Annotated in this window: 17 protein-coding genes; 10 read left to right on the plus strand and 7 right to left on the minus strand. The window is 54.5% G+C overall.

Annotation, left to right across the window (positions count from 1 at the left end):
• Positions 1-137 precede the first annotated feature (137 nt).
• Both AAF358_18945 and AAF358_18950 read left to right on the plus strand, forming a co-directional pair.
• Complete coding sequence (locus tag AAF358_18945; protein MEM7707637.1) at positions 138-1,310, plus strand: hypothetical protein; 1,173 nt, start codon at positions 138-140, stop codon at positions 1,308-1,310.
• A 73-nt stretch (positions 1,311-1,383) separates the two neighbouring features.
• Complete coding sequence (locus tag AAF358_18950; protein ID MEM7707638.1) at positions 1,384-2,895, plus strand: glycosyltransferase family 39 protein; 1,512 nt, start codon at positions 1,384-1,386, stop codon at positions 2,893-2,895.
• On the opposite strand, the gene AAF358_18955 is transcribed toward AAF358_18950, so the two are convergent.
• Positions 2,896-3,315, minus strand: a complete 420-nt coding sequence (locus AAF358_18955; GenBank protein MEM7707639.1) for a GtrA family protein — start codon at positions 3,313-3,315, stop codon at positions 2,896-2,898.
• Complete coding sequence (locus AAF358_18960) at positions 3,299-4,264, minus strand: glycosyltransferase family 2 protein (GenBank protein ID MEM7707640.1); 966 nt, start codon at positions 4,262-4,264, stop codon at positions 3,299-3,301. Before AAF358_18960 ends, AAF358_18955 begins: the two co-directional genes overlap by 17 nt.
• 128 nt (positions 4,265-4,392) lie before the next feature.
• Here AAF358_18960 and AAF358_18965 point away from each other — a divergent pair, with 128 nt between their 5' ends.
• The 3 genes from AAF358_18965 (at position 4,393) to AAF358_18975 (ending at position 8,304) form a co-directional block, all read left to right on the plus strand.
• A complete protein-coding gene (locus AAF358_18965) occupies positions 4,393-6,393 on the plus strand; it encodes a hypothetical protein (protein MEM7707641.1) in 2,001 nt (666 codons plus the stop codon).
• 220 nt (positions 6,394-6,613) lie between these two features.
• On the plus strand, positions 6,614-7,132 hold the full coding sequence (locus AAF358_18970; GenBank protein ID MEM7707642.1) for a serine acetyltransferase: 519 nt from the start codon (positions 6,614-6,616) through the stop codon (positions 7,130-7,132).
• Positions 7,129-8,304: a glycosyltransferase family 2 protein gene (locus tag AAF358_18975; GenBank protein ID MEM7707643.1), complete on the plus strand. Its 1,176-nt coding sequence runs from the start codon at positions 7,129-7,131 to the stop codon at positions 8,302-8,304. The genes AAF358_18970 and AAF358_18975 overlap by 4 nt, the downstream gene beginning before the upstream one ends.
• Positions 8,305-8,367: 63 nt before the next feature.
• Here the strand turns inward: AAF358_18975 and AAF358_18980 are convergent, their stop codons facing one another.
• Complete coding sequence (locus AAF358_18980) at positions 8,368-10,077, minus strand: hypothetical protein (GenBank protein ID MEM7707644.1); 1,710 nt, start codon at positions 10,075-10,077, stop codon at positions 8,368-8,370.
• Positions 10,078-10,398: 321 nt separating this feature from the next.
• On the opposite strand from AAF358_18980, the gene AAF358_18985 reads away from it, so the two are divergent.
• From AAF358_18985 to AAF358_18995, 3 genes are read left to right on the plus strand one after another with little or no spacing between them, the layout of a single operon-like run.
• Complete coding sequence (locus AAF358_18985; GenBank protein MEM7707645.1) at positions 10,399-11,427, plus strand: polysaccharide deacetylase family protein; 1,029 nt, start codon at positions 10,399-10,401, stop codon at positions 11,425-11,427.
• A 59-nt stretch (positions 11,428-11,486) separates the two neighbouring features.
• Complete coding sequence (locus tag AAF358_18990) at positions 11,487-12,044, plus strand: polysaccharide deacetylase family protein (GenBank protein MEM7707646.1); 558 nt, start codon at positions 11,487-11,489, stop codon at positions 12,042-12,044.
• Positions 11,992-13,182: a glycosyltransferase family 4 protein gene (locus tag AAF358_18995; GenBank protein MEM7707647.1), complete on the plus strand. Its 1,191-nt coding sequence runs from the start codon at positions 11,992-11,994 to the stop codon at positions 13,180-13,182. The genes AAF358_18990 and AAF358_18995 overlap by 53 nt, the downstream gene beginning before the upstream one ends.
• A gap of 46 nt (positions 13,183-13,228) precedes the next feature.
• Here AAF358_18995 and AAF358_19000 read toward each other — a convergent pair whose 3' ends face one another.
• Positions 13,229-14,299 carry a glycosyltransferase gene (locus tag AAF358_19000; protein ID MEM7707648.1) on the minus strand — a complete coding sequence of 357 codons (1,071 nt, stop codon included), beginning with the start codon at positions 14,297-14,299 and terminating at the stop codon, positions 13,229-13,231.
• Positions 14,300-14,471: 172 nt separating this feature from the next.
• Between AAF358_19000 and AAF358_19005 the strand changes: the two genes are divergently transcribed.
• The gene (locus tag AAF358_19005) at positions 14,472-16,025 is read left to right on the plus strand and encodes a hypothetical protein (GenBank protein ID MEM7707649.1); all 1,554 of its coding nucleotides are present in this window, start codon (positions 14,472-14,474) and stop codon (positions 16,023-16,025) included.
• A gap of 116 nt (positions 16,026-16,141) precedes the next feature.
• Here the strand turns inward: AAF358_19005 and AAF358_19010 are convergent, their stop codons facing one another.
• Both AAF358_19010 and AAF358_19015 read right to left on the minus strand, forming a co-directional pair.
• On the minus strand, positions 16,142-17,158 hold the full coding sequence (locus AAF358_19010) for a polysaccharide pyruvyl transferase family protein (protein MEM7707650.1): 1,017 nt from the start codon (positions 17,156-17,158) through the stop codon (positions 16,142-16,144).
• A 177-nt stretch (positions 17,159-17,335) separates the two neighbouring features.
• Positions 17,336-19,018: a hypothetical protein gene (locus AAF358_19015; GenBank protein MEM7707651.1), complete on the minus strand. Its 1,683-nt coding sequence runs from the start codon at positions 19,016-19,018 to the stop codon at positions 17,336-17,338.
• A gap of 345 nt (positions 19,019-19,363) precedes the next feature.
• Between AAF358_19015 and AAF358_19020 the strand changes: the two genes are divergently transcribed.
• Positions 19,364-20,905 (plus strand): oligosaccharide flippase family protein, encoded by a 1,542-nt coding sequence (locus AAF358_19020; GenBank protein MEM7707652.1) that lies wholly within the window; start codon positions 19,364-19,366, stop codon positions 20,903-20,905.
• Positions 20,906-20,926: 21 nt separating this feature from the next.
• Here the strand turns inward: AAF358_19020 and AAF358_19025 are convergent, their stop codons facing one another.
• Positions 20,927-21,919, minus strand: a complete 993-nt coding sequence (locus AAF358_19025; GenBank protein MEM7707653.1) for a hypothetical protein — start codon at positions 21,917-21,919, stop codon at positions 20,927-20,929.
• Positions 21,920-22,000 lie beyond the last annotated feature (81 nt).

Genomic DNA, 22,000 nt, shown 5'->3' on the forward strand with positions numbered 1-22,000 from the left:
GGCAAACGAACCGTTATGTACAAGCGCCCAGGAGGCCATGGCTCGAATCGCTTCAAAACTCAGGCTTCGGGGCACCTTGCTGCCGGGGCCGGTTGCCAGGCCGAAATGCACGTCAAGCCGTATCTGGCCTGGCAGCGATGATGGCCCGGCCTCGCGACATCATCTACGTAGGCAATCCATTCCAGGCCGACAACCGGACCAGCAGCCATCACATTGCAAGACACCTTTCTAAAAGCCATCGACTGATTTATCTGGAGGCCGGAGGGCTCCGGGCCCCCAGGGCAAGCAGGTCGGACCTCGCAAAAATCGTCCGACGGGTTCAGCTTTTATTCACGCCCATTCAGGAGGTCGAACCCAACATTTTTGTCAAATCGATTTTTGCACTTCCCTTCGGGAGCCATCCGCTCATCGGCGCGGTCAACCGGAAAATTCAGCGTTTGACAATACGCCGCTTGTTTCGAAGTTTCGCACTCCATAACCCGATAATCTGGTGTGTATCACCGGCGCTGATCAATGTCGTCAAAGACGTCGACCGAAGCCTGCTTGTTTACTATTGCGTCGATGATTTCAGCAGTTTCCCCGATGTGGACGTATCGCTGATCCTCGACCTCGACCAACAGCTCACGACACTCTCTGACATCGTGTTTACGCCTTCGAAGCCCCTCTTTGACGTGAAGAAAGGACAGGCAAAGAGGTGTCGGCTCAGCCCGCATGGGGTGGATCTCAAGCATTTTGGTCGCGCGCGGAGCGCCCCGGCTGTGTGTCCGGAGCCTATATCGGGTCTTCCTCAGCAACCCATTGTAGGATTCTGGGGATTGATCGAAGACTGGATTGACCTCGAACTGGTGTTCTTTCTGGCGCGAGAGCTAGCGGACGTCATATTTCTCATGATCGGTCGTGTAGCTGTAGAAATTCCCGAGGGCCAGATACCTGACAATGTGCGGTTTATCGGCCAGATACCGTACGAACAGTTGCCGGAATATGCGTATTACTTCACGGTCGCAATCATTCCCTACAAGCTCAACAAACAGGTTTACAACGCGAATCCGCTAAAGCTGCGTGAATACCTGGCAACCGGAAAGCCGCTGGTCTCCGTATCGACTCCGGAGACTGAACGATACCGGGATGTTGTAGCGCTCGCCGATGGGTATGAGGAGTTCCTGGAAATGCTCAACCGAGAACTGGACGGGGAATCGCACGCCACTCCTGAAGCACGACTCAGGTCTGTCGAGAATGAAAGCTGGTCAGCACGGTATGAAGTAATCTGGGAAACCGTGGAAACCCTGCTTGCAGACAAGGAAGTATCATGACTTCGTTTGGTTGGCCGTCGAAACGAGACGGCGTCTCACGCCACGCATTTGAAAGATTTCCAAGGAGAGCGACGTGTCGATAGCGCAATCCCAAGTCAACCAGCTTGTCGGGTTCCTGGAAAAGTATGGCCTGCTGCTCGTCCTTACCCTTTACCTGATTTTTCAGTTTTTCCATCTTGGCCATCGCTGGGTGGACGACGAGTCCTGGTATCTGATGCCGCTGCCAATGATCTTCGAGGAGGGCAGCTTCCGGATTCCGACGGTTCCGGGAGACGACGTGTTTTGGCCGCAGCCGCCGCTGCTTACCTACCTTGAAGCGGGATTCAGCAAGGTTGTTCCGCTTACTTCTTACTCTGCTCGACTGATTCCGTTGACATTCGGGGTGCTGCTGTTGATCGGCACGTACACACTATGTCGCCGGGAGTTTGGCTGGCTGGTCGCGGTAATCGGAACCTTTTTTGTTGCCGCCGACAATATTCTGTTTCTAACGGCGCGCACCGTGAGACCCGATATTATGGTCGCAGCCTTCCAGGTCTTCGCGATCATGGGATTTCTGCGCTACCGGGAAGGACAAGAAGGAAGGCTGGGCTGGCTCAGCTTTTCAGCGCTGATGGCGGGCCTCGCTGTTTGCAGCCACCCGAATGGCCTGCTGGTTCCGCTGTCCCTCCTGATTTGTACCTTTTTGTTGGTGACCCACTGGCCGGAGCGAATTCGTTGCGCGCTCATCTGGGGCACCGCTCTTGCGTTGTCCTTGCTTCCTTTTGCCATCTGGATGCTGGTGCTCGACTACGAAAACGAGTTTCAAAACGTGATCAGTCATTGGACCGGCAGGCACGGACGATTTGCCGATACGCCGGAGAGCGGAGGTCTCATCGCACAAGCCGGAGCGTTGATCAGCGCTGAGTTCCGAGGCCGCTATTCCGACTTCATCCAATGGCCCTACCGCATCCACATCGGCGTGGCGGCGCTGTTGGGCATCCTGGCCAGTCTGTTCAGCAAAAACCGTGTTGTGATGACAATTTCGGTCATCGCGATAGCTCACCTGCTGTTCTACATCTTCGTCAACAATTCGAACAACAGTATTCGCTACCTGGCATCGATGACGCCGCTGCTGGCGATCCTCTACGCGTACTGGATAGCAGGACTGTTCGGCACTGGCGCACCATTAAAAGCCATCGCAGGGCTGCTTCTGATCGTTGTGATCGGCGGCAGCCAATTCGGTGGAAATATGCTCTACCACTGGAAATACCGTCAGGCCGACTACACGGCGGTTGTCGACGAACTCCGTCGCCAGATTCCTCCAGGTTCCACGGTTTACGGCGGGATGTCGTTCTGGCTGGGCCTTCAGGAGTATGGTTTTGTGCCATACATGCGGACCGACTGGGACCAGGCAATGCAGCGGTATAGACCGACCCACGTCATCATGGACGACTGGGTGATGATGGGCGGTTGGGAAGACGGTGAGTGGAGGCCACTACGCACTCGATTGACTCAGTACCTCGAGCAACATGGTGAGCTGGTGACGAAGGTGGCAAACCCTTTCTACGGCGACCTCAAGCTCTATCGTGTTTCCTACCCTGAATAATCAGATTCCTGCTGGAGAGCGAAAAACGAAACGTTTGCTGAGGACAAATCCCCAGGCAAAAGCGACGACCGTAGCAAATAGTTTGCTGATCATAGGATTCAGGTATTGGCTGAGCAGCACAATGGTTACGTTGGAGAGCGCCAGCGCACCCATCTGAACCAGCAGGAATGCGCCAAGCTGTCTGTGGTGGCTCACTTTCCGCGGAACTGCTCCGAAGGTCCAGTAATTGTTGAGGATGTAGCTCTGTATGACCGCGACGCAGAACGCCAGGGTGTTGGCCAGGAGAAGGTGGATTTCGACGAGATAAAGCAAAACGATGAACACCAGAAAGTCGGTCAGCGTATTGACCACGCCAACAGCACCATAGGCGGCGCCTTGTCGCACCGTTTCGGACTTCATAAGCTCAGGAAACTGGCTCATCAAATCCCTGCACAAAATAGAGTGGGCGCTGTTTGGTCTCGTTGAACACGCGACCAAGGTACTCGCCGATTACGCCAATCGACAGGAGCTGCACGCCGCCCAGGAACAGTACAACGGTCATAAGAGACGGATAGCCGGCCACCGGGTCACCGAAAACGAGCGTCTTATAGATGATGAAAGCTGCGTAGGTGAACGCGCAGATTGCGATTACAAACCCGGCGTAAGTGGCGAGCCTCAGCGGCGCGGTGGTGAAAGACGTAATACCTTCGATCGACAAGTTGATCAGTTTTGGATAGTTCCACTTTGTGAGCCCCGCGAATCTGGGGTCGCGATTGTAGTAAACCGCCGTCTGTGGGAAACCGACAAGCGCAAAGAGACCCTTTAAGAAACGATGCTGTTCGCGCATGGAGCAAAATGCGGTGACGGCCCTTCGGCTCATAAGGCGAAAATCACCGGTGTTGCGGGGGATAGACACCTTATCACCGATGTTTTGCATCAGCTTGTAAAAGGTCGAGGCGGTTGCCTTCTTGATCCACGTTTCCCCTTCGCGCTCGAGGCGGGTTGCGTAAACCACGTCATTACCGGCTTCCCACTGCGCAAGCAGCTCGGGTATCAGCTCAGGCGGATCCTGGAGATCAGCGTCAATCGGAATGACCGCTTCTCCCTTCGCATGGTCGATCCCGGCGGTCAACGCAATCTCCTTGCCAAAATTCCGACTGAGCTCGACGATGCCAACTCGCCCGTCCTGCTTCTTCAACGCTCGAAGTTTTTTGATGGTGTCGTCGGTGCTCCCGTCGTTGACGAAAACAAGCTCGGAACGGTACGACAAACCGTCAAGAACCTTCGCAATTCGCCGATAAAACTCGTCGATAACCTCCTGTTCGTTGTAGGCGGGGATGACGATACTGATCAGATTGGTGTCCAACATCGGGTTTTGTGATTGAGTCATCGAAATAGTTGTGTGAAGGATGTTAAGTATGGAACGTTAAAAGTTAACTTTTTGCTCATGCTGGCGGTCTATCGTTTGAAAACTGTAGATCCTTATCGCCAAATAAGCCACAGGACTGTCTGTTAACCATGTTTTCCGATTTGAAAGGTGTTTCAGCGGCGATCTTTGCCGTCGCGTTAGCCATTACTGGTAGCGTAAGCGGGGCAACGCAGGTTCAGCTGGTGCCCAATCCGAATTTTTCCATGGGCAGCGACGAGCTGGTAACGCTCGGACTGCCTGTGGCACCGTGCGAGGCTCCCAACGCCAGCCAAATCAGGCTCCTTCGTCCGAACGGCAGCGAGGTCCCGGTCTTCGCCAATGCGCTGCTCAGCTGGCACTTCAAAACAGATGAGTGCGCCGGCAGCGTAAGGGCAGCTAAGATTCAGTTCCGAGCGGATATGACCTCGGGACCTCTGACCTATCGGTTCGAGTTCTCGGGTCGGAATACGGCTCAGGACCTGTCTGAAACGCCCATCTCCATCGGCACCGATCCGTCCACCGTAGCGGGAAAGGCCGGGGTCGATGAACCTCGCGTCATTGCGGTCATCGACCGCGACTATCTGTCCGCGAGCGGTCTAATCCCGCCGTACGTTGCGGCCAAAGGCGATCAGTACGACGGCTACACCAATGCGCAATTCGATAACTACTGGCGGGACTTCAGTTTCGACTCCGGGTCAGCGGCCAACTGGCTTTTTGATCGCACCACGACACTCTACAAGTACGCGATGCGAACCGGCCGTGCGGACGCTTACCTGGAAGCCTATCGGAGCTTCCGGTGGTGGTACGCACGTCTCAACCCCAATGGATCGACCAGCAATCCCGATTGCCGGGGGGGCTTCGATTTTGGCGGGAAAAAGTGCGACCAGAAATACACGTACGCGGAACCCATCAAAATGCACCTCGCTTTGACCGGTGACGACAGCCAGTTAGATCTCGACTTCGTCAACGATATCGCCGAAACCGCATGGAATACGTCGGGATTTGGTGCGCAAGGACTTAAATCGCCCTACGTTACGCTGAATCGGAATCTGTCGGAACGGGGAGTGGGGCTCACTTTGCTGACTCAGGTCACAGCCTTTGAGATCACGGGCAACGCTGAAATCCTCGGGCGGATCGGTACCGGAATCGACAACATCTTCGACCATCAGAACACCTTTAACCCCGACGGCTTACCCGTTGACGGGTCGCTTCGGCACTCATGGAGGGGACACGAGGGCGACGACCCGTATCTGGGCCTGCTGAGCAGTCCTGCTGGTTCAGGAAGCACCAGCATCGTGTTGGAAGACGTCGCCGATATTGGTCTTGTCGACACGGGCGCGCCACTGCGATTTTTCCGGGGAGGAGTGATCAATCAAAACATAAACGCAGTTGGACCGGCTACAGACAATGGAAACGGCACCTGGACAATCAACCTGTCGGAGTCGCTGAGCGCTTCCCTGTCGGAAGGATTCAAGGTCCGGTGGTTCCGCGCCGACTTTGACGTGATACCCAGTGATCGGGCATTTTCCCCGTGGATGATCGAAAACGTCACAGACGCCATGTGGCATTCCTATGCGGTCATTCAGGACCCGGCACGCCTCAACAAGATCGAGACCTTTTTTCGCGGTGCCGGCCAGGCCATTGCTTTGTGGGGCATAACGCCACAGTCGCTGAACAGCGGTACCCGGTCGGATCTCGAAATGGCCTATGACCATACCTTCGTGAACACCAGCAGCAACCCCAGAGCCTGGCAGGACGGGTGTAGCTCGACATCGCCGGTGCTTATGTACTTTGGTTCTTCGGTCGCGCCTCCGGTAGCGATTGCCGACATTGCCGGGAGCCATTCCGGCACCGACCAGCACCTTCCAGAGACTATTCTCAGCCTCGCGCTCGCCCGCCACTTCGAAACCGACCCGGAGAAATCCGAGGCGCTGCTGTCACTGATAGAAGATGTCGACAACTGGTTCAGCAGCGGTTGTGTCAACAAGATCGCTGGGAGAAACATTCCCTGGCGAGCCTTTGCCTGGCAGCACCGTTCCAACGCCTGGGGTACGTTCCTGTGGACCCAGGAGGAATCGACCATTGTTTTTAGATCGGGCTTTGAGAATTAGCTGACCCTCGAAGCCCCTGCCCAGCGCAGACTCCTACAGCCATCCAGTTGATCGTCGGCCAGCTACGCTACCTGGCCTATGCCCAGCATGCATGTCCTATCGATTCGGGGAGCCCGCTTGCGATAAAATTTTGCGATCTAAAGCAACCACCGATGCACGTCTGCCGAGATCAGGTCGAGCCAGGTGATTGCGGATTTACGGTCAGGAGCAGGGACAACCGGTGTTTAGCATTATCCGAGCCGACTTTCGTCGTAAACAGAAGATTTTCCAGGGCGACGGCGCACCTTCAGGCCTGCTGCGCATGCTCGTGTCGGATGGCGCCAGCGCAATCATCCTGTTTCGTGCCACTCATGCATGCGGACGCCATGCCGTGACCAAGCCACTGGCGCTTGTCCTGCGCTGGTTCAACAAATTCTTGAATGGCTGTTTCATTGGGGTCGGTGCAGACTTCGGTCCGGGTTTCGTCATCATGCATCCCGAAGGCGTGATCATTAATTCCAAGGTTCGGGCGGGTCGAAACATCACGCTGGAGAGCGGTGTTGTCATCGGCGATGACAAAGGTAGATCGCCGGTGCTTGGCAGCGATATCTACGTTGGCGCCGGCGCAAAAATCATCGGTGAACTTGAGGTTGGGGACAATGTCAAGATTGGCGCGAATGCGGTGGTCACAAAATCTGCTCCCGACGGTTCTACGATGTTGGGAATACCGGCCCGACCCTACGGCGACACCTCAGCATGATGACGGTGGTGTTCTGGCTATCCGCCGGACTGATCATTTACACGTATTTCGGCTATCCGGTCCTCCTGACAATTGCCAGCGCTTTCGTTCAGATGGCGCGCGATCTACGGTTTTTGCTGACCCGTCGAGAGCGTCGGGTCAGCAGAGCCGGCGAACTGCCCTCAGTAACCGTTTTGGTCGCGGCCTACAACGAAGAATCGTGTATCAGCGAACGCGTTGAGAACCTTCTGGCACTGGACTATCCAGAAGACAGGCTCGAAGTGCTGGTCGGGTCAGACGGCAGCACCGATCGCACCGCCGAAATCCTGTCTTCGATTGAAGATCCGCGGTTCAAAAGCCACTGTTTTGATGAAAACCGGGGAAAAATCAGTGTCTTGAATGACCTGATGCTCAAAGCGAGCGGTGACGTTGTCGTCATGACTGACGCTAATACCGTCTATCAACCGGACACGGTAAGAATGCTGGTACGGCATTTTTCCGATGAAGCGATTGGCGCCGTTTGTGGGGAACTGCAGTTGATCGACAAAGCGTCGGGCCAGAACAGAGACGGCGCCTACTGGCGCTACGAACAGGTGCTCAAATTCCATGAATCGCGACTGGGCGCTCTGCTCGGTGCCAATGGCGCGATCTACGCGATTCGACGCATGCTGTACGAGCCGTTGCCCGCCGATACCATAGTGGATGACTTTCAAATCGCGATGAACATCGCCAGGAAAGGACTGACCGTGGTTTACGACCCAGAGTCGGTTGCCAGCGAGCCCGTCGCGCCAGACTTACGCGCGGAGCACGGTCGCCGTGTGCGGATCGGTGCCGGCAACTATCAGTCAATCTCGAGGGTCAGGTGGGCCCTGAACCCGAGAGCGGGCTGGCGTTGGTTTACTTTCGTCAGCCACAAGCTCCTTCGCTGGTTTGTACCGCACCTGATGGTGCTGGCATTGGTGACGAATCTACTGCTCATCGAACTGCCGCGTTACCGTGTCCTTCTCGCTGGCCAGCTTCTTTTTTACGCTCTCGCAATTTATGGGCTCCTGCGTCTTCGCGCAGAAAGGCCGAATGGCTTCCTGGTGTCGCTGGCGTCTTTCTTTCTCGCTATGAATGCGGCCTTACTACAGGGGTTCGTGCGCTTCCTTCGTGCCGACCTCGGTGGCGCGTGGAGCCGAACGCGCCGGTAGTCGGCTCCAGCAACCGAGGTTGAACCCATTTAACACCAGCGGGCAGAGCGGCTTTTGCGCGCGCTAGCCGCCGCAGCCAAGACCTTCGACGCCAGCTAGGCGGGTCAGAGCAAGTTGCTCAGTGCCCTCGGACCCCAGTAGTGACCCGGAGGCTGATTCGCAGTCGAAAAACGTCAGTTCCAGCGTACCCCAGGAATCCAAGGTGACCGCGTCGGGATCGAAATTGTTGAAAACACCACCGGTGGCCTCCAACATGTTTACCGTGACCGCGGTTCCGGGTGCAACTTCGCCCTGGTAGTCGCCTACCAGCCACAGCCGCTCTCCCGAATCACTAAAGCCATAGAAATAGATCAGAAATCGGTCTCTGGCGATAAACTGGATATTGAACCCGCGACCTGAACTGGCCGGGTCGAACCAGGAACCGGTTGCGCCGACCAGGCCCTCGGGGCCGGCTGTGGCTTCGAAAGCGCCCAGATCTATTGGCCCCTCCGCCAGCCTGAACTCAGCGTTTGCGTTGGGGAGACCCGAAGGCTTGGCAGGTGGGTGAAATACGGGCTGCGATTTTGGCGCCTGGATAGCAAATTCCGGTTCGCTTGTGTTGGTCGCAACACCGCTGTTGATCAATGGGCTGTCGGCGGCGGGCCTTAAGTCAAGTCGGGAAAAATTAGAGAATTTCGGATCTGCGGCAATAATTGAGTCGGTGAAGCCATCGGGAATGGAGACGGAACCAGACTCCATCCAATTGTTTTTACCGGCGATTGTTGTGCTCCCGGTGAACCAGTTGGCCTCGGTCTCTCTCACTATTCGAAGCGCACTGGATCCCGCGTTAAAGAACACGTTGTTGCTGGCCTCAAGAGACTCAAGGCCATCAAACAAACGAAAAACGGTAGCCTGCCCACCGCCGGTCCGGATCACCGTGTTGTTCACAAAGCGATAGCGCCCGAAACTCTGACCGGTGGCATCGCCCCCGAGCCGCAGGATCGATCCAAAGTCGCTGGTATGCAGGATCACGTTGCCTACGATGTCCGAGTCCTCACGAGCAAGCGACTCGGTCCATCCATCGGCGACGCCTGCCGGATCCGGGCCGATCAACTCCAGTTCGTGGTAGAAGCCGCTCTCGAGCCAGTTGTAGTAGATTTCGTTTCGCTCCGCCCGACTCTTGATCAGGTTGCCGCCCTCACCGGTCCCAAACTGGCTGTCTGAGACGTAACTGAATTGCAGTCGGAAGACGCTATCGGGGTATCTCACCTGATCGGTAGACATATAGATCGCGTGGCGGCCCCCATTTGCGCCAGCGTTGACTACGGCCGAGTATTCGATTGTTAGCGATCCGGAATCCTGATCCGCGCCGAGAATCCCGTTGCCGGGGCAGTCGTGGACAAAGACACGCCGCAATACAACACCGGTTCCCTGGTGAAAAAAACATCGAAAGCTGCCGCCGGTGATATCGAGGTTTTCAAATTCGATATAGCTTGCCTGGTTGTGAACCGTGTTGACGCCGCCCTCGAATCGCGGGGGTAGCCCGTTGACGTTCACGCCAATAATGCGGGTGGGATGGCCCGGCTCACCACCATGTTGCGACCTGATGCGGGCGCTGCCATAGGTAGTGTTGCCGCGAAGCAACACCGTATCGTCAGGTCCCAGCGTCTCGGCAGCAAGTAACTCGTTCAGGTCTCGAAATGTCGCCCCCGGACCGACCTCATACGTGGCTGCATGACCGATCTCAAGGATTGACGCGCCAAGTAGCAAAACGCAGGCGAACCCTCTTACCATTCCTTGGCCTCTAACTGTCCACAACCCAATGAACCGTTTCATATCCTTTGTGAATTCGTAGTGAACTCAGCCGCCACAATGCCGGCTGAATCAGGTGCGCGAACCCTTTGCGGGTCCCGCGCGAGCACATAACGCAGGTGTCACCTATACCGGCAAATCTGCTGTCGGTAAGAATGCAAACTTTGATGTTTAAGGTTGATCAACTGTGCCACCAATTGGCGAATCCGATATTATTGGTTCGTACAGCCGTCCCAGATGCCCTGAAAGTATGACCGCCACCCGTCGCTCCCCCAGTCGGCGCCACTCCCAGACCGAGACCCAATGAGGAAATCACGACTACTAAGCCGGATTTTCTACTATTCTGGCATGGCAGCGCTAAGTCAGGGCTTTTCACGCCTGGGGCCAAGGCCGCTGAACGTTCTGGCTTATCACAGGATCCTTCCGACCTGGGACGAGCAGTATCCGGGAGATCTGGAGCTGGTGAGCGCTTCGCTGGAAGACTTTCGCTGGCAAATGAAATTCGTAAAAAAGCACTTTGACCCAATTACCCTGGACGAATTGCTGAAAGCGGTTGGCGACGAGTCCAGGCTGCCTGAACGACCTGTAATGATCACCTTTGATGATGGCTTTCAGGACAACTTTCGCTACGCACTTCCTGTGCTGAAGGAGTTTGATCTCTCGGCAGTTTTTTTTGTCTCCACCGGCTTAATTGGAGGAAGCACGCCATTTTGGTTCAACTGGATCTGTTCTGCGCTGCTTGCAACATCTGCGACGGACATCTCGTCCAGAATCCTGGGTGAACCGGTGCCGATCCCGCAGGATCAGGACGGTCGCCGATCATTGGCCGGAGAAATATTAAAGACGCTCAAGCGGATACCCAATGACGGTCGACTCAAAGCTATCGAGCAGCTTACTGAAGAGCTCAACGTCCCGATTCAGGTCGAGGACTCGGACGATATGCCAATGACCTGGGCTCAGCTGACCGAGATCGTAAAAGCGGGAAGCTACGTGGAGAGTCACGCCCACGATCATGCAATTCTTTCAATGATGAGTCCCGAGGAGATTCGTTCCGAAATTGAGACGTCCAAGGCCGAAATTGAGCGTAATCTGAATCGACCATGCAGGGCTATTTCGTATCCGGTAGGCGGACCCGGTGCGATCAACGAGCATGTGCTTCACTCGGTCCGGGAGGCCGGATTGAAGGTAGGATTCACCTATGTTTCGGGAACCAACAAACGCAACATCAGCGAGCCGTTAATGCTACGCCGGACCCATGTTGAGCGCTACATCGATCGCGCCGAATTTGCAACCCGCATGTTGATGCAGCACCGAATTTTCGTACAGCAATGATTCGTCTAATTAAACGACCTGTTCAGTATGCGCTGTCACTTGGCTGCGTGCGCTGGGGATTGACGGACAGTAACGCTCGTTTTGGCCTGACCTTTGACGACGGGCCGAGCCCGGCATATACGCCCGCGCTACTTGATACGCTTGATCGCCACGGGGCAAAAGCGACTTTTTACGCGATCGGTCGAAATCTTGAGCTGTTTCCTGAGGTCGCTCGCGAAATCATTTCCCGTGGCCACCAGCTGGGTAATCATTCGCACATGCATCGGGGCTTCGCCAAGCTGACGGTAGCCCAGCAGCTCGAAGAGCTTGAACGAACTAACGAGTTACTCTGCGCTTTAACAGGCAACACCCATTTTAAGTTTCGCCCCCCGAGGGGACAGCTACCGCCCCAGCTTTTGCTGGCTCTCGGCAAGCGGCGCCAGCCTATTCAGATGTGGACATTCGACAGCCGGGACTACCTGAAAGATGCGAACCTGGTTTTTGACCGGTTCCGGCAGCGGCATCCACGCGCTGGAGACGTACTTCTGTTCCACGATGATGGCCCGGTAGCGGCCCAGGTGCTGGATGAACTTCTCCCGGTTTGGAATCTATCAGGGCTATCGCCCGTACCAGCCTAGTCAAACCATTCGAGTGAACATCCTCCACACGACGCTTTCATTCGAGCCAGGCGGGCGCAGACAAGCAATTGAAAACCTGGCTGATGGCGGAAACGGAACAGGTTTCAATTCCTACCTGTGTTGCCTCAACCAGACAGGCTGTCCACGCGAGAAAATAGCCGCGCGATTCGAGGATCACTTGGAGCTAAACAGAAGATCGCTGTTTGGCAGACGCGAGCGAGGAGTCTTTCGCTCCTTCGTCCGTGACAACAACATCGATCTCATTCATTCACACGACGGTGCCGCGCTGTTTTTTTCCAGCCTTTTCTTGCTTGGCGATCACAGGGTCAAACAAATCACGACCTTTCATCGATCGCTTGGAATCGAGACCGCGACCTTCAAGGGAAAAGTCAGAAATGCGCTGGCCCTGCTGCGCTGCAACCTTGTATTGACCGCTAGCGAAGAGCGCCGAAATCACTACATTCAGGAAAACTGGGTTTCCCCACGGAAGGTTAGGACCATTCCTCTGGGAATCGATTTGTCCCAGTTTGCCTACTCCGCTGCCGGCAGGAACACAATCCGGATAGAGCTGGGGATTCCCGATTCGGCTTTAGTCTTTGGCGCTATCGGGCACTTCGGTGGAGAAAAAGGCATCGACATCGTCATTCGAGCGTTTCTGCGCTACAGTCGCCAAGAACCTGGTGCTCATCTATTGGTGGTCGGCACGGGATCGGATTCGCAAATCGACCTGATCCGCAGCCTTGTGCCTGCGGAGGGCGAAGACCACAGCAAGACGAAAGTCCACTTTCTTGGATTCAGGTCCGACATTGGGGATGTGCTCTCTGCCTGCGATGTGTTTGTACATGGCGCAAGGCAGGAAGCGTTTGGCCTGGTTTTAGCAGAAGCGCTTTCAAACGGGAAACCTGTCGTGGCAACCGCAACAGGCGGCGCCGCACAAATTCTTAATCCGGACGTTGGCGTTATCGTCCCGGTTGACGACGTAGAGTCAATGGCTGACACCCTGTCCGATATTGCCTCCCAGCCAGAGATTCGCGCACAGATGGGCGCATCAGCGGTAGAGCGAGCGCAAAAGGAATTTAGTGTCCAGAGCTACGCCAAGGTGATGACCGCGGTCTATAGCGAGGTACTCGAGAATTAGTCGAATCTGCTTGGACCGGGTACTTTCGACGCTCCTCTGCGACTACTCAACCGAGGTTCGGAGCGGTATCGGACTTCGATGACATTCCCGGGTCTTGATCTGCGCCGCCGCTACTAAAAGCCAGCACCGCGTCCGACTCGATGAGGTGGCTATAAAGATGGTGCGATTTGCCAATTGGGTCTGGAAGCGGGTCCCAATCGCGGCGGAAGATCTTTTTCGCAACGCCGCCAATCCTGTTAGAAAGATTGACTGGAAGAAAAAAGAAACGACAGATGAGAAATGCTTTTCTTCTGAAAGCCCAGTTATACATGCCCTGCTCGGAGTAGAACCCATAGCCCCAGCGCCGCTCAAACTCGCGGTGTGACTCTCTCGAAAGTCGCTCGCTCCAGCGGAAAAAGAAATACCGCATATCGGCAAGCTCCATACGCGTTCCCAGGTTGTCGAACAGCACGACTGACTGCGGCACAATTACCACAGCCTCTCCTTTGTGTTCGAGCTGCATACAGATATCAATGTGTTCTCGAACGACCATCTGAGGAATATCCAAAGCCCTCAGCTTATCCGTGTCGAACACAACGCCATGAAGTTCAAAAGTCTCCGATCGGGAAACACTCTCCGGCAAATTTTCGGGCAACTCCCGCCGAAACAGTTTGTGCTCAATCAGCAGTTCACGCCCCTGGTATTCAACGACTCTGATTTCGCTCTGGTGCAGGTGATTTCGGATTTTTGCGCCGATGTCTACTCCGTCTTTTTCCAAAATCAATGGCGAGGCAATTGCTGCGCCTTCGTCGACAGCTCGCTTCAGCGGTTCATACCATTCAGCAGTGACTCTAGAATCGTTGTCTATCCAAGCGGTCTTCTTACCTTTTACTTTGGGCAGTATCCGTTGAAGGGCAGCCATCGGGGTGATCAGGCCGTACTCCACAACGCGTGCAAGTTTTTTCGTCGCGATAGATTCATCAATCTGCTGTCGCAGGCGCTTCGGGTATCCGAGGTCCAGTACCAGGAGCTCAAAAGGCTCGGAAGTGTGCCTGTAGATTTCTTCAATGCATTCAACGACACCAGAGTATCGGTCTCGGGGACCAACAATAACCGTCAAATCGAGATTTTCATGCATGAAACAAATTCCTTTGGCTGGTGGCCCGTTCTACAGGTAGTGCGACTACAATTATATTTGATTTTGTGCTGCGGCCGAGATTATGCAAGCCCATCCCGACAAATACCGTACCGTGACAATACCTTCGACACTTGGCCGCCTGAGTGGCTATGGCATACGAGTCGCAACTCGATTGCGACGCCTTCTTGCGGTGTCTTTGATACTCATGGCCAGCGGCCCGACGTTTGCGGAATCCGCCGAACGGGAATTTGAACTCCTGCCGTTTCCGGACGGTGACTACAGCGACCGAATAACAATCGGCATCCCCTTCCCCCCCGGAGACCTGTCAAGCGTAGCTGACTTTCAGCTGTTCGTGGACGGCAAGTCCGTAGAGATTGCCGCGCGCCCGATTCTCCGATGGCACTGGCTCGACAACAGCATAAGAGCTCTGAGAGTTCAGTTCGATCTGTCAGTCGGCACTGACAAGAAGTTTCACTTTTTGACAGGTTCAGCAGCAGGCCCACCCATGAATACCCTCGCGGAGGACACTCAAGCCGGGATGAGTTTTCTCGCCGTTATGAGCCCGCATTGGCTCACGCGGTCGAGAGTCGCCGGTCCGCAGGTGCCGTGGTCGAGACACGAACCCTATGATCGGTTCGTGGACACCGGCTACCAGTGGGCGAGGGACCTGCCGCTCGATGGCAAGGGGGCAGCGTGGCTGTTTGACCGGACTACCACGATTCTGCGGCACTATGTCCGCACCGGGGACCCCATGGTACTGCGCCACGGGGTACGCGCGGCGCGGTTTTATGTTTCGCACATCAAAAAGGATGGCGCTCCCGGAAGGCCAGACTGTCGCGGGGGCTGGCAATATGCGGGCATAAGTCCTTGTGACCCGAAATACGTCTACCTTGAGCCCCTGTTGATCTACTCGGCGTTGACCGGTGATGACTCGTTTCTAGAAGCAGCGCTGATTGAAAAAATGGTATCTGCCTGGGGAACCATACCCGGCCCCTACCGGACCACTAGCAAGATGTTTACGGAGCGATTTGCGGGGCTCGGGTTACTCGCAATCACCGCCGCCTGGGAGATCACCGGCAACAAAAAATATCTCGACGCCGTAGGCTCCCGAATCGGATGGCTGCACAGCCACCAGAACGGGAATCCCGATGCCCAACCGCCAGATGGATCTTGGCGTCACAGCTGGCAAAAGCACGAGTTTGAGCGCTACGACCCGGTCACGGACACTCGCGGCGCATCACCCTGGATGAGCGAAAACATCATTTCGGGGCTTTGGAGCGCCTGGTGGGCAACCCAGGATCCTCGCATTCCTCAGATGATCGCGTCTTTTGGCGAATACCTAGAAAACCACGGCTGGATTCGTGATGATGTTTTTGTTGTGTCGGGCAACACCTGGAAAAGTGACTGCGGCGGAAAAGATGCACCCATTTCATGGTACTGGTCCTCATCGGTCGAACCGTTGAATAAACTGATCGCCATCCAAAACGATCACGGCTGGAACTCCGACGCACATTCGCCTGAACTGGCATTTGTCTCAGCGGCCGCTGCCTACTTCACGGATGACGCGGAACTCAGGTATCGCCTGCTATCAAGAATAGCACTCTTGGAGCAGACGACATTTAATCCAAGGTGCGCTAGGAACAGTCGTCCGCCCCGGCGGTTTAACTGGAGCAACCGTTCGACCCCAGGTTATCGGTGGATCATCAATGAGCTCCGAGACCCTTGATCTTTTTGAAGTCTCGGCCTCAATCAAATCTGTCGCCTAGGGCCCATGCGTGAGCCTCTTCGGAGAACGGCTGCAATTGCGCCGCTAGCCAAAGCGCGCATCGGCAATCGTCATGCCTACTGCATCGAAGCGGCTTTTTCGATCAATCGATCAATCGATGGGCTATTGCAGATCTCCTTCAGGCTGTTTAACAACGGCGTCGCGGACCAATTTGGGGTATAAATTTCCGCTTTTTCTACCAACGCACGCAAGTCACCTTCACCAGCGTTATGGAGTGTGTGGATTCTAAAACGTTCCATGCCTACTCCCAAGCAAAAGTCGTCAAACTTAATGTTGTCGCCACCAATATTCTGAGACTCAAGTTTGAAAACAGCGACAGGTACACCGTAAGCAACGGAGAAAATAAAGGCATGGAGAGAGCTTGTGAGTACACAACGAGCCGAGGCGATATGGTCGATTACGCTTTCGATTTTTTGTTTGCTGCGAACATGCAGATCTATGAATTCAAAATCGGGGATTCTGTCGAGCAGATTAGTATGTTTAAAATGCGGGACAACCAGACCAATGGAATTAGTAACATGCAACGTCGGTCGGTAGATTAGTGGGAAGAGCATGGCAGGATCGCCAAACACTTTTGGGCACGGAATTCCGTGCTTTTTCAGGTTGTTTCTGGTCAGGGGGCCTCGTACAGCCAGGCATTTAGGAGATGCTACGATCGCCTCATTGTCTCTGATAATTCCGCTGCCCCATACATAAGAATGGTCTTGGGCCAAGCGCACCGTACTGCCGATTCCCAACAGATGTTTCTTCCGGTCGAACAAACAGTCTGCGCCGGCAATGCGGGCCAGGAGATACGGCATTAGCTCATCACCAAAATTTCCTAAGTGTCTTGACCACCAAACCTTCAACCGTTCCGGGTTTTTGATTCCCGACTCCCGCAACATGTCGAGGATCTCGAGACGCTGTACTTTTTGATTAAGCACGTGGTGGCAGGGAACCCAGGTAGGTACACTGAAATGCTTCAGCCTTGTCCTAGACAGCAGTGAATGGGGCATAGCCCAATCGATGAGTATGTCTAACGCGGTTTCAATCGCCGATTTGACAATTCCCTTTAGCCAGAGGAAGCGCTGCATAAACGAAACTCATATTGAAACCCACGACGATTGTAGTGTTTTTCGGTGGCTTTATGGACAGGTGGGTTCGTTCGCGGTTGGTCGACGCACTTTCAAGGCGTTCGCTGCCCGTTTGACTCGTGCTAACGCTCTTAGCCTGAAAGCCACAACAGCGGCGTTTTCGCTCCGTTGACGGTTCTACGAATCGGGAGACGTGCAGGATACTTCTTGCGAGGAAACAGGGATCGGAGAACCTGCCACGTATCCTTCGGCCATACACCCATCATGGAAAAGGATAATGTGCTGATTTGAAGAGACTCCGTTATACCTGTACGTGGGGCCGTCATGCGGGTAACTCACAACTATGTCAACCGAGTTGTTTCGATCAAGCCCAATGTGATGACCATTGGTCGAGTAGTCGGTAACATTTGCTAGTTTTCGGTAGTTCGCAACGATCTCATCTGTACCTTCTTTGAATACCGTCACCGTCGTGTGAATACCGTCAGTGTTCCCCCCAAGCCCACGAACAGACAGATTGAACCAGCGATTTCCGTTCGTTGAGCGGTTTTCCCAGACCGAGATCGTGCCCCCGGAACTTGGCTTGACTATGTCCAAATCGCCATCATTGTCATAATCGGCGACTCCGGGAACAACGCCCAACCCCCCTTGGCCACCGCCAAAATCTGGCGTCGTATCGTTGAGGAAGAACTGGCCTCCAAAATTCATGAAGAAATAGTAGTTCTGAATTGAAGCGGAAACACCGGTGCTGGCTCGGTTGTACATAATGTCTACATAGCCGTTATTGTCGAAATCCGCTGCAACAGACTTTCCATAGGGTACTGTCTGATTTTTGGCGACCGACATCAGGCAGCCAAGGGCCTGTTCATCTTTCGTGTAGGTTCCGTCGCCGTTGTTGATTTGAATCGTGATGCAAAACATATCGGGGGACGCATCTCGCGCCGCTTCACCGATGAAAATGTCAAAATCTCCGTCCAGATCATAGTCGAACACGAAGGTCAACCCTCCCGACGTGCCTTCGGACTGACCGGGGGTGAAGGACTGAATCCCGTCCCAAGCAGTAAAGGAACCAGTTGCCCACGAAAAAGTACCATCCTTGTCATTGCGCCAGTAGCCAGGCGAACCGACTATCGTAGTTCGGTTGGAGATTGGGTAGAGATCCGGCCAGGAATCGTCGTCCAGATCGAACACAATGTAGGGATGGGAATATTCGGTGTTGGATTGCCACATTACGTCTCCGGTTTGGGCCGTGGAAACTCGAACGTCACCCGTATTGCGACGCCAGCTAAGCACGTCCATGGCACCGTCGCCGTTTGCATCGAAAACCATTGTGATAGGCTTTCCGTCCAGCGATCCAGGCAAGGAGATTTTGTCAGACCACCTTGGGTTGCCGCCTACGCTGCGGTCAAATGGGTACAGGGCGGGCGCGTTCCCATCGGAGTCGTCTCCACCAAGATCTGGCTGTCCTCCGGGGTTTCCCAATACGTTGAAATACCAGTTGTTGGAGGTAATCCGAGGGATCTGCGGCGACGACTGAACGTAGCCTGCTACCGAGTTATCCAGCAGTGAAAACCGACCTAGACACCCGAATACTGCCGTATCCTGAAGGTATGCGGGCCGGAATTGTGCGTCAGAGTGGGAGCCGTACGCAATGTCGAAGCAGCCGTCTTGGTTGAGATCTACGAAGGACGCGCGCCAGGTGACAAGTGCGTCAGCAAAATTGCCGGCAGTACCCGTCACGTTAGCAAAATCCAATTCGACCTCTGGATCGAAGCCGTTCTTGAATATCGTTTGCGCCCCAGTTGGCCCCATTCCGCAGAGGAGATTCACCGCCACTGCTATGAAAATTGTTCTTATAATCATCGATACTAGGTGCGTTACGTGTTGGCGTATGGTACTGAAAACTTTTGAAACGAAAGTGAACGAGATCACAATCCGCCTTTAGAGTTTGTTAACCTGTGAAGTTGGTAACACTCTTTCCCCTTTTGCTGTAGCTCAGCGCCCCTGGGTTGTTCTGTTTCAAGTCCCCTGTCGCGAGCGCTTCGTCCTGAGGTGGTGGTGCAAGAAGGGACCTCGGTACTTTTGGTTGAGCAGTGTAATGCGCTCCGCCGCCCGCTGGGTATTGCGGCGAAAGCGGTCAGACCGTCACGGCGCGCAGGTTGACAGAAATCAGCCGACTGTGCCCTAGCCAAGGAGGGGTAAACTGCTGTGTCCCAAACACGCACGCAGCTGTTATCACGAATAACAGCGTTTGCATCGGGCGTTTATACCGAATACGCCCTCGGTTTGATCGCAGGAATCATGGTCGCTCGTACTCTCGGGCCCGAGATGTTTGGCGTCTTCTCGCTCGTCATTTGGTATGCCAGGTTTGCTCGCGGCCTGATTAACAGCGGCGTTGCAATTGGGGCGACAAGGTTTGTTGCGCAATGCCGGGCCAGGAACGAAATCGGTCAGGCGCGCGCAGTCGTAGCAAAGCTGGCAAAAGTGCAGTGGCTTAAGATACTTGCCGTGGTCTTGATTTTTGGGGCTGTATTGGCGTTTCGGCCAGAGACGTTACCAGACCCAGTCTTAACTCATGTCTCGAGCGTTGTTTTGTGGGCAATGCTGGTAGCGATCGCTGCTCGCACAAACTATATGTTCAAAGTCGCCGTCGCAAAAGGCGACAATGATTTCCGCTCAGTATCGATTATCGCCATCATAGGGGCACCGTTAAATCTAATTCTGGTGGCCTTCGGTGCGCTGACCCAGCAGGGAGTTAACTATTTCATCGCAACGTTTGTTGCTTCCGGCCTGGTGTTTTTCATTGCAAGTACCTGGCGAACGTGGAACCTGACCTACGGACCGAGGGACGCACAAATTGCGCCCGAGACTTCTTCCGCGCTCAGTAAACATCTGCGCTATCTGACATGGTCCGGCATGATTGGGTTCTTGGTTTCCGCGGGCGTAGAAGTGGCCTTTCTGGCCTACTACGCAACGCCACAAGAGGTCGGCTTTTTCCGTCTGGCTATGCAGACCGCCGCCGCCGTTACACTGCTGATCCCTGGAATATTCGGCGGCATCCTGTTGCCTCTGGTGGCGCAGGCCGCCGCCAATTCAACAAAAGACGCCGCAGAGCAGTTTGCCAAATCCACCTGTTATTCGTGGATCCTGGTAGCACCACTGCTGGTTTATGTTGCCGTCTATGCCGTACCAGTCATCGAGTTGGTTTACGGATCTGAGTTTGGGACCGCCGGTTGGGTTTTGGGATTTACCATATTGGGTGCAGGCCTGAGGAATGTGGGTCCGGCTGCTCAAGCGTTTTTGCTTTCGATTAACGTTCAGCGGCTATTGCTGGTGGCGACCGTCGTCGGCGTCGTTTTAAAACTTACGCTGGCCTGGCTGCTGGTCAAACGCTGGGGACTAAGCGGCGCCATCGCCAGTTACCTGACACTGGAAATCGGATTCGTAGTCTTCAAGATTTCTTTAGCCATCCATTTTGGAGGCGTCAGTCCACCCTGGTCGCGAATGTTTCGAACCTTGGTGGCAACCGTGCCAGGGTTGCTCCTGGGGCTCATCTGGTTCGCTACTGGCTTGCCGAACTGGACAGCAATCATCTTTGGTTGCTTGTCAATGACCGCTTACGTGCTTACGACCCTGTGGTGCGGAACTTGGACCCGTGAAGACATTTCCTACATGAATCAGCTATCGGAACGAATTCCGCTCGCCGGATCGTGGATGCAGCGTCTCTTCCACACAGCTAGAACGGCGTGACGGTACAAGCCGCGATCCCGGTTATGCCTTCGCAACCGGCAAAATTGAGAATATTGCGTTAATCCCGAGTTTTTCCGTGTCTACCTGCCAGTTCACGACGCCGGAACCTACATCAATGCTAACCACTCTGGTCGGAAAACTGCCGTACCACGACGCAGCGTCGGTGAGTCTTCTCTTCATCCATTCCAATGATTCCTCGTATTTTGTGGGTCGAATTCGGGTAAAGCCGACTAGCAAGGTCGCCATATCCGAGGTCCAAAGACCTCTACACCACCCGAGACTCTCTTTGCCCGTATGGGACTGGTTCGCGTCATGCAAAACGCTGGACTCCCTGGTGGGCATATGCACCCTGGACATGAGTCCATTTACATGGGTGAACAAAACATCCTCGCCGAGCACAAACCCGTCGTGAGGCCGCTCATAAGGAATCGAGATAGACTCGCCAGTATTAAGATTCGTGAAATCTCTCTGCTCGAGTCGCGTCACCCAAAGCTCTCCATCGATCTCCACACAATGGTTAGGATGAGACATGTGGGGTTTTGTTGTGAGCACTTTGCGCCAGTCAGTATCCTTGTCGAAATGATCCCAGGTGCTTCCACCAAGAACATGCCATTCGTTGACGAGGTGACCATCGAAATCGACTTCCATCACGGAATCTAACCCGGTGGAGGTTACGACGAAGTTTTCGGCGCTGTTGACAAACGCATGATGCACATCGTTAAAGCCAGGTAAGGACACCCGGCAACTAATGGATTGGTTCGAGATGGAAATCAGCATAACCTCAGTTTGGGTTGCCGCTACCACTTGATCGTTCCAAAGCGAGCAGGATTTGAAGGTGATCGAGCTTCTGTTTCCTTCCGGCACACAATCGGGCGGGGACTCATATTCCAGCACTGGCTTGAGCGAGAGGTTTGAAGAATCCAACTCAAGCAGGACGCCTCGATCGTACCCCTCCCATTCTTTTATTTTGCTGCCACGCAGACGCTGCCGCCCCCCCGTCAGGAGATATTTCATAGTATAACTTTAAGCCTGTGATCCTGGTTTCGAGAGTCTATGACTGCCTGAAGGCAGCTCAGTTGCGCAGATCATTATAAG

Source organism: Pseudomonadota bacterium (assembly GCA_039033415.1).
Classification (GTDB): domain Bacteria; phylum Pseudomonadota; class Gammaproteobacteria; order Xanthomonadales; family SZUA-38; genus JANQOZ01.

Excerpts from the sequence above, each read along its gene's own strand:
- AAF358_18945 (MEM7707637.1), top strand. The coding sequence starts at position 138 with ATGATGGCCCGGCCTCGCGACATCATCTACGTAGGCAATCCATTCCAG.
- AAF358_18955 (MEM7707639.1), bottom strand. The coding sequence starts at position 3,315 with ATGAGCCAGTTTCCTGAGCTTATGAAGTCCGAAACGGTGCGACAAGGC.
- AAF358_18960 (MEM7707640.1), bottom strand. The coding sequence starts at position 4,264 with ATGACTCAATCACAAAACCCGATGTTGGACACCAATCTGATCAGTATC.
- AAF358_18965 (MEM7707641.1), top strand. The coding sequence starts at position 4,393 with ATGTTTTCCGATTTGAAAGGTGTTTCAGCGGCGATCTTTGCCGTCGCG.
- AAF358_18975 (MEM7707643.1), top strand. The coding sequence starts at position 7,129 with ATGATGACGGTGGTGTTCTGGCTATCCGCCGGACTGATCATTTACACG.
- AAF358_18980 (MEM7707644.1), bottom strand. The coding sequence starts at position 10,077 with ATGGTAAGAGGGTTCGCCTGCGTTTTGCTACTTGGCGCGTCAATCCTT.
- AAF358_18985 (MEM7707645.1), top strand. The coding sequence starts at position 10,399 with ATGAGGAAATCACGACTACTAAGCCGGATTTTCTACTATTCTGGCATG.
- AAF358_18995 (MEM7707647.1), top strand. The coding sequence starts at position 11,992 with ATGAACTTCTCCCGGTTTGGAATCTATCAGGGCTATCGCCCGTACCAG.
- AAF358_19000 (MEM7707648.1), bottom strand. The coding sequence starts at position 14,299 with ATGCATGAAAATCTCGATTTGACGGTTATTGTTGGTCCCCGAGACCGA.
- AAF358_19010 (MEM7707650.1), bottom strand. The coding sequence starts at position 17,158 with ATGCAGCGCTTCCTCTGGCTAAAGGGAATTGTCAAATCGGCGATTGAA.
- AAF358_19015 (MEM7707651.1), bottom strand. The coding sequence starts at position 19,018 with ATGATTATAAGAACAATTTTCATAGCAGTGGCGGTGAATCTCCTCTGC.
- AAF358_19025 (MEM7707653.1), bottom strand. The coding sequence starts at position 21,919 with ATGAAATATCTCCTGACGGGGGGGCGGCAGCGTCTGCGTGGCAGCAAA.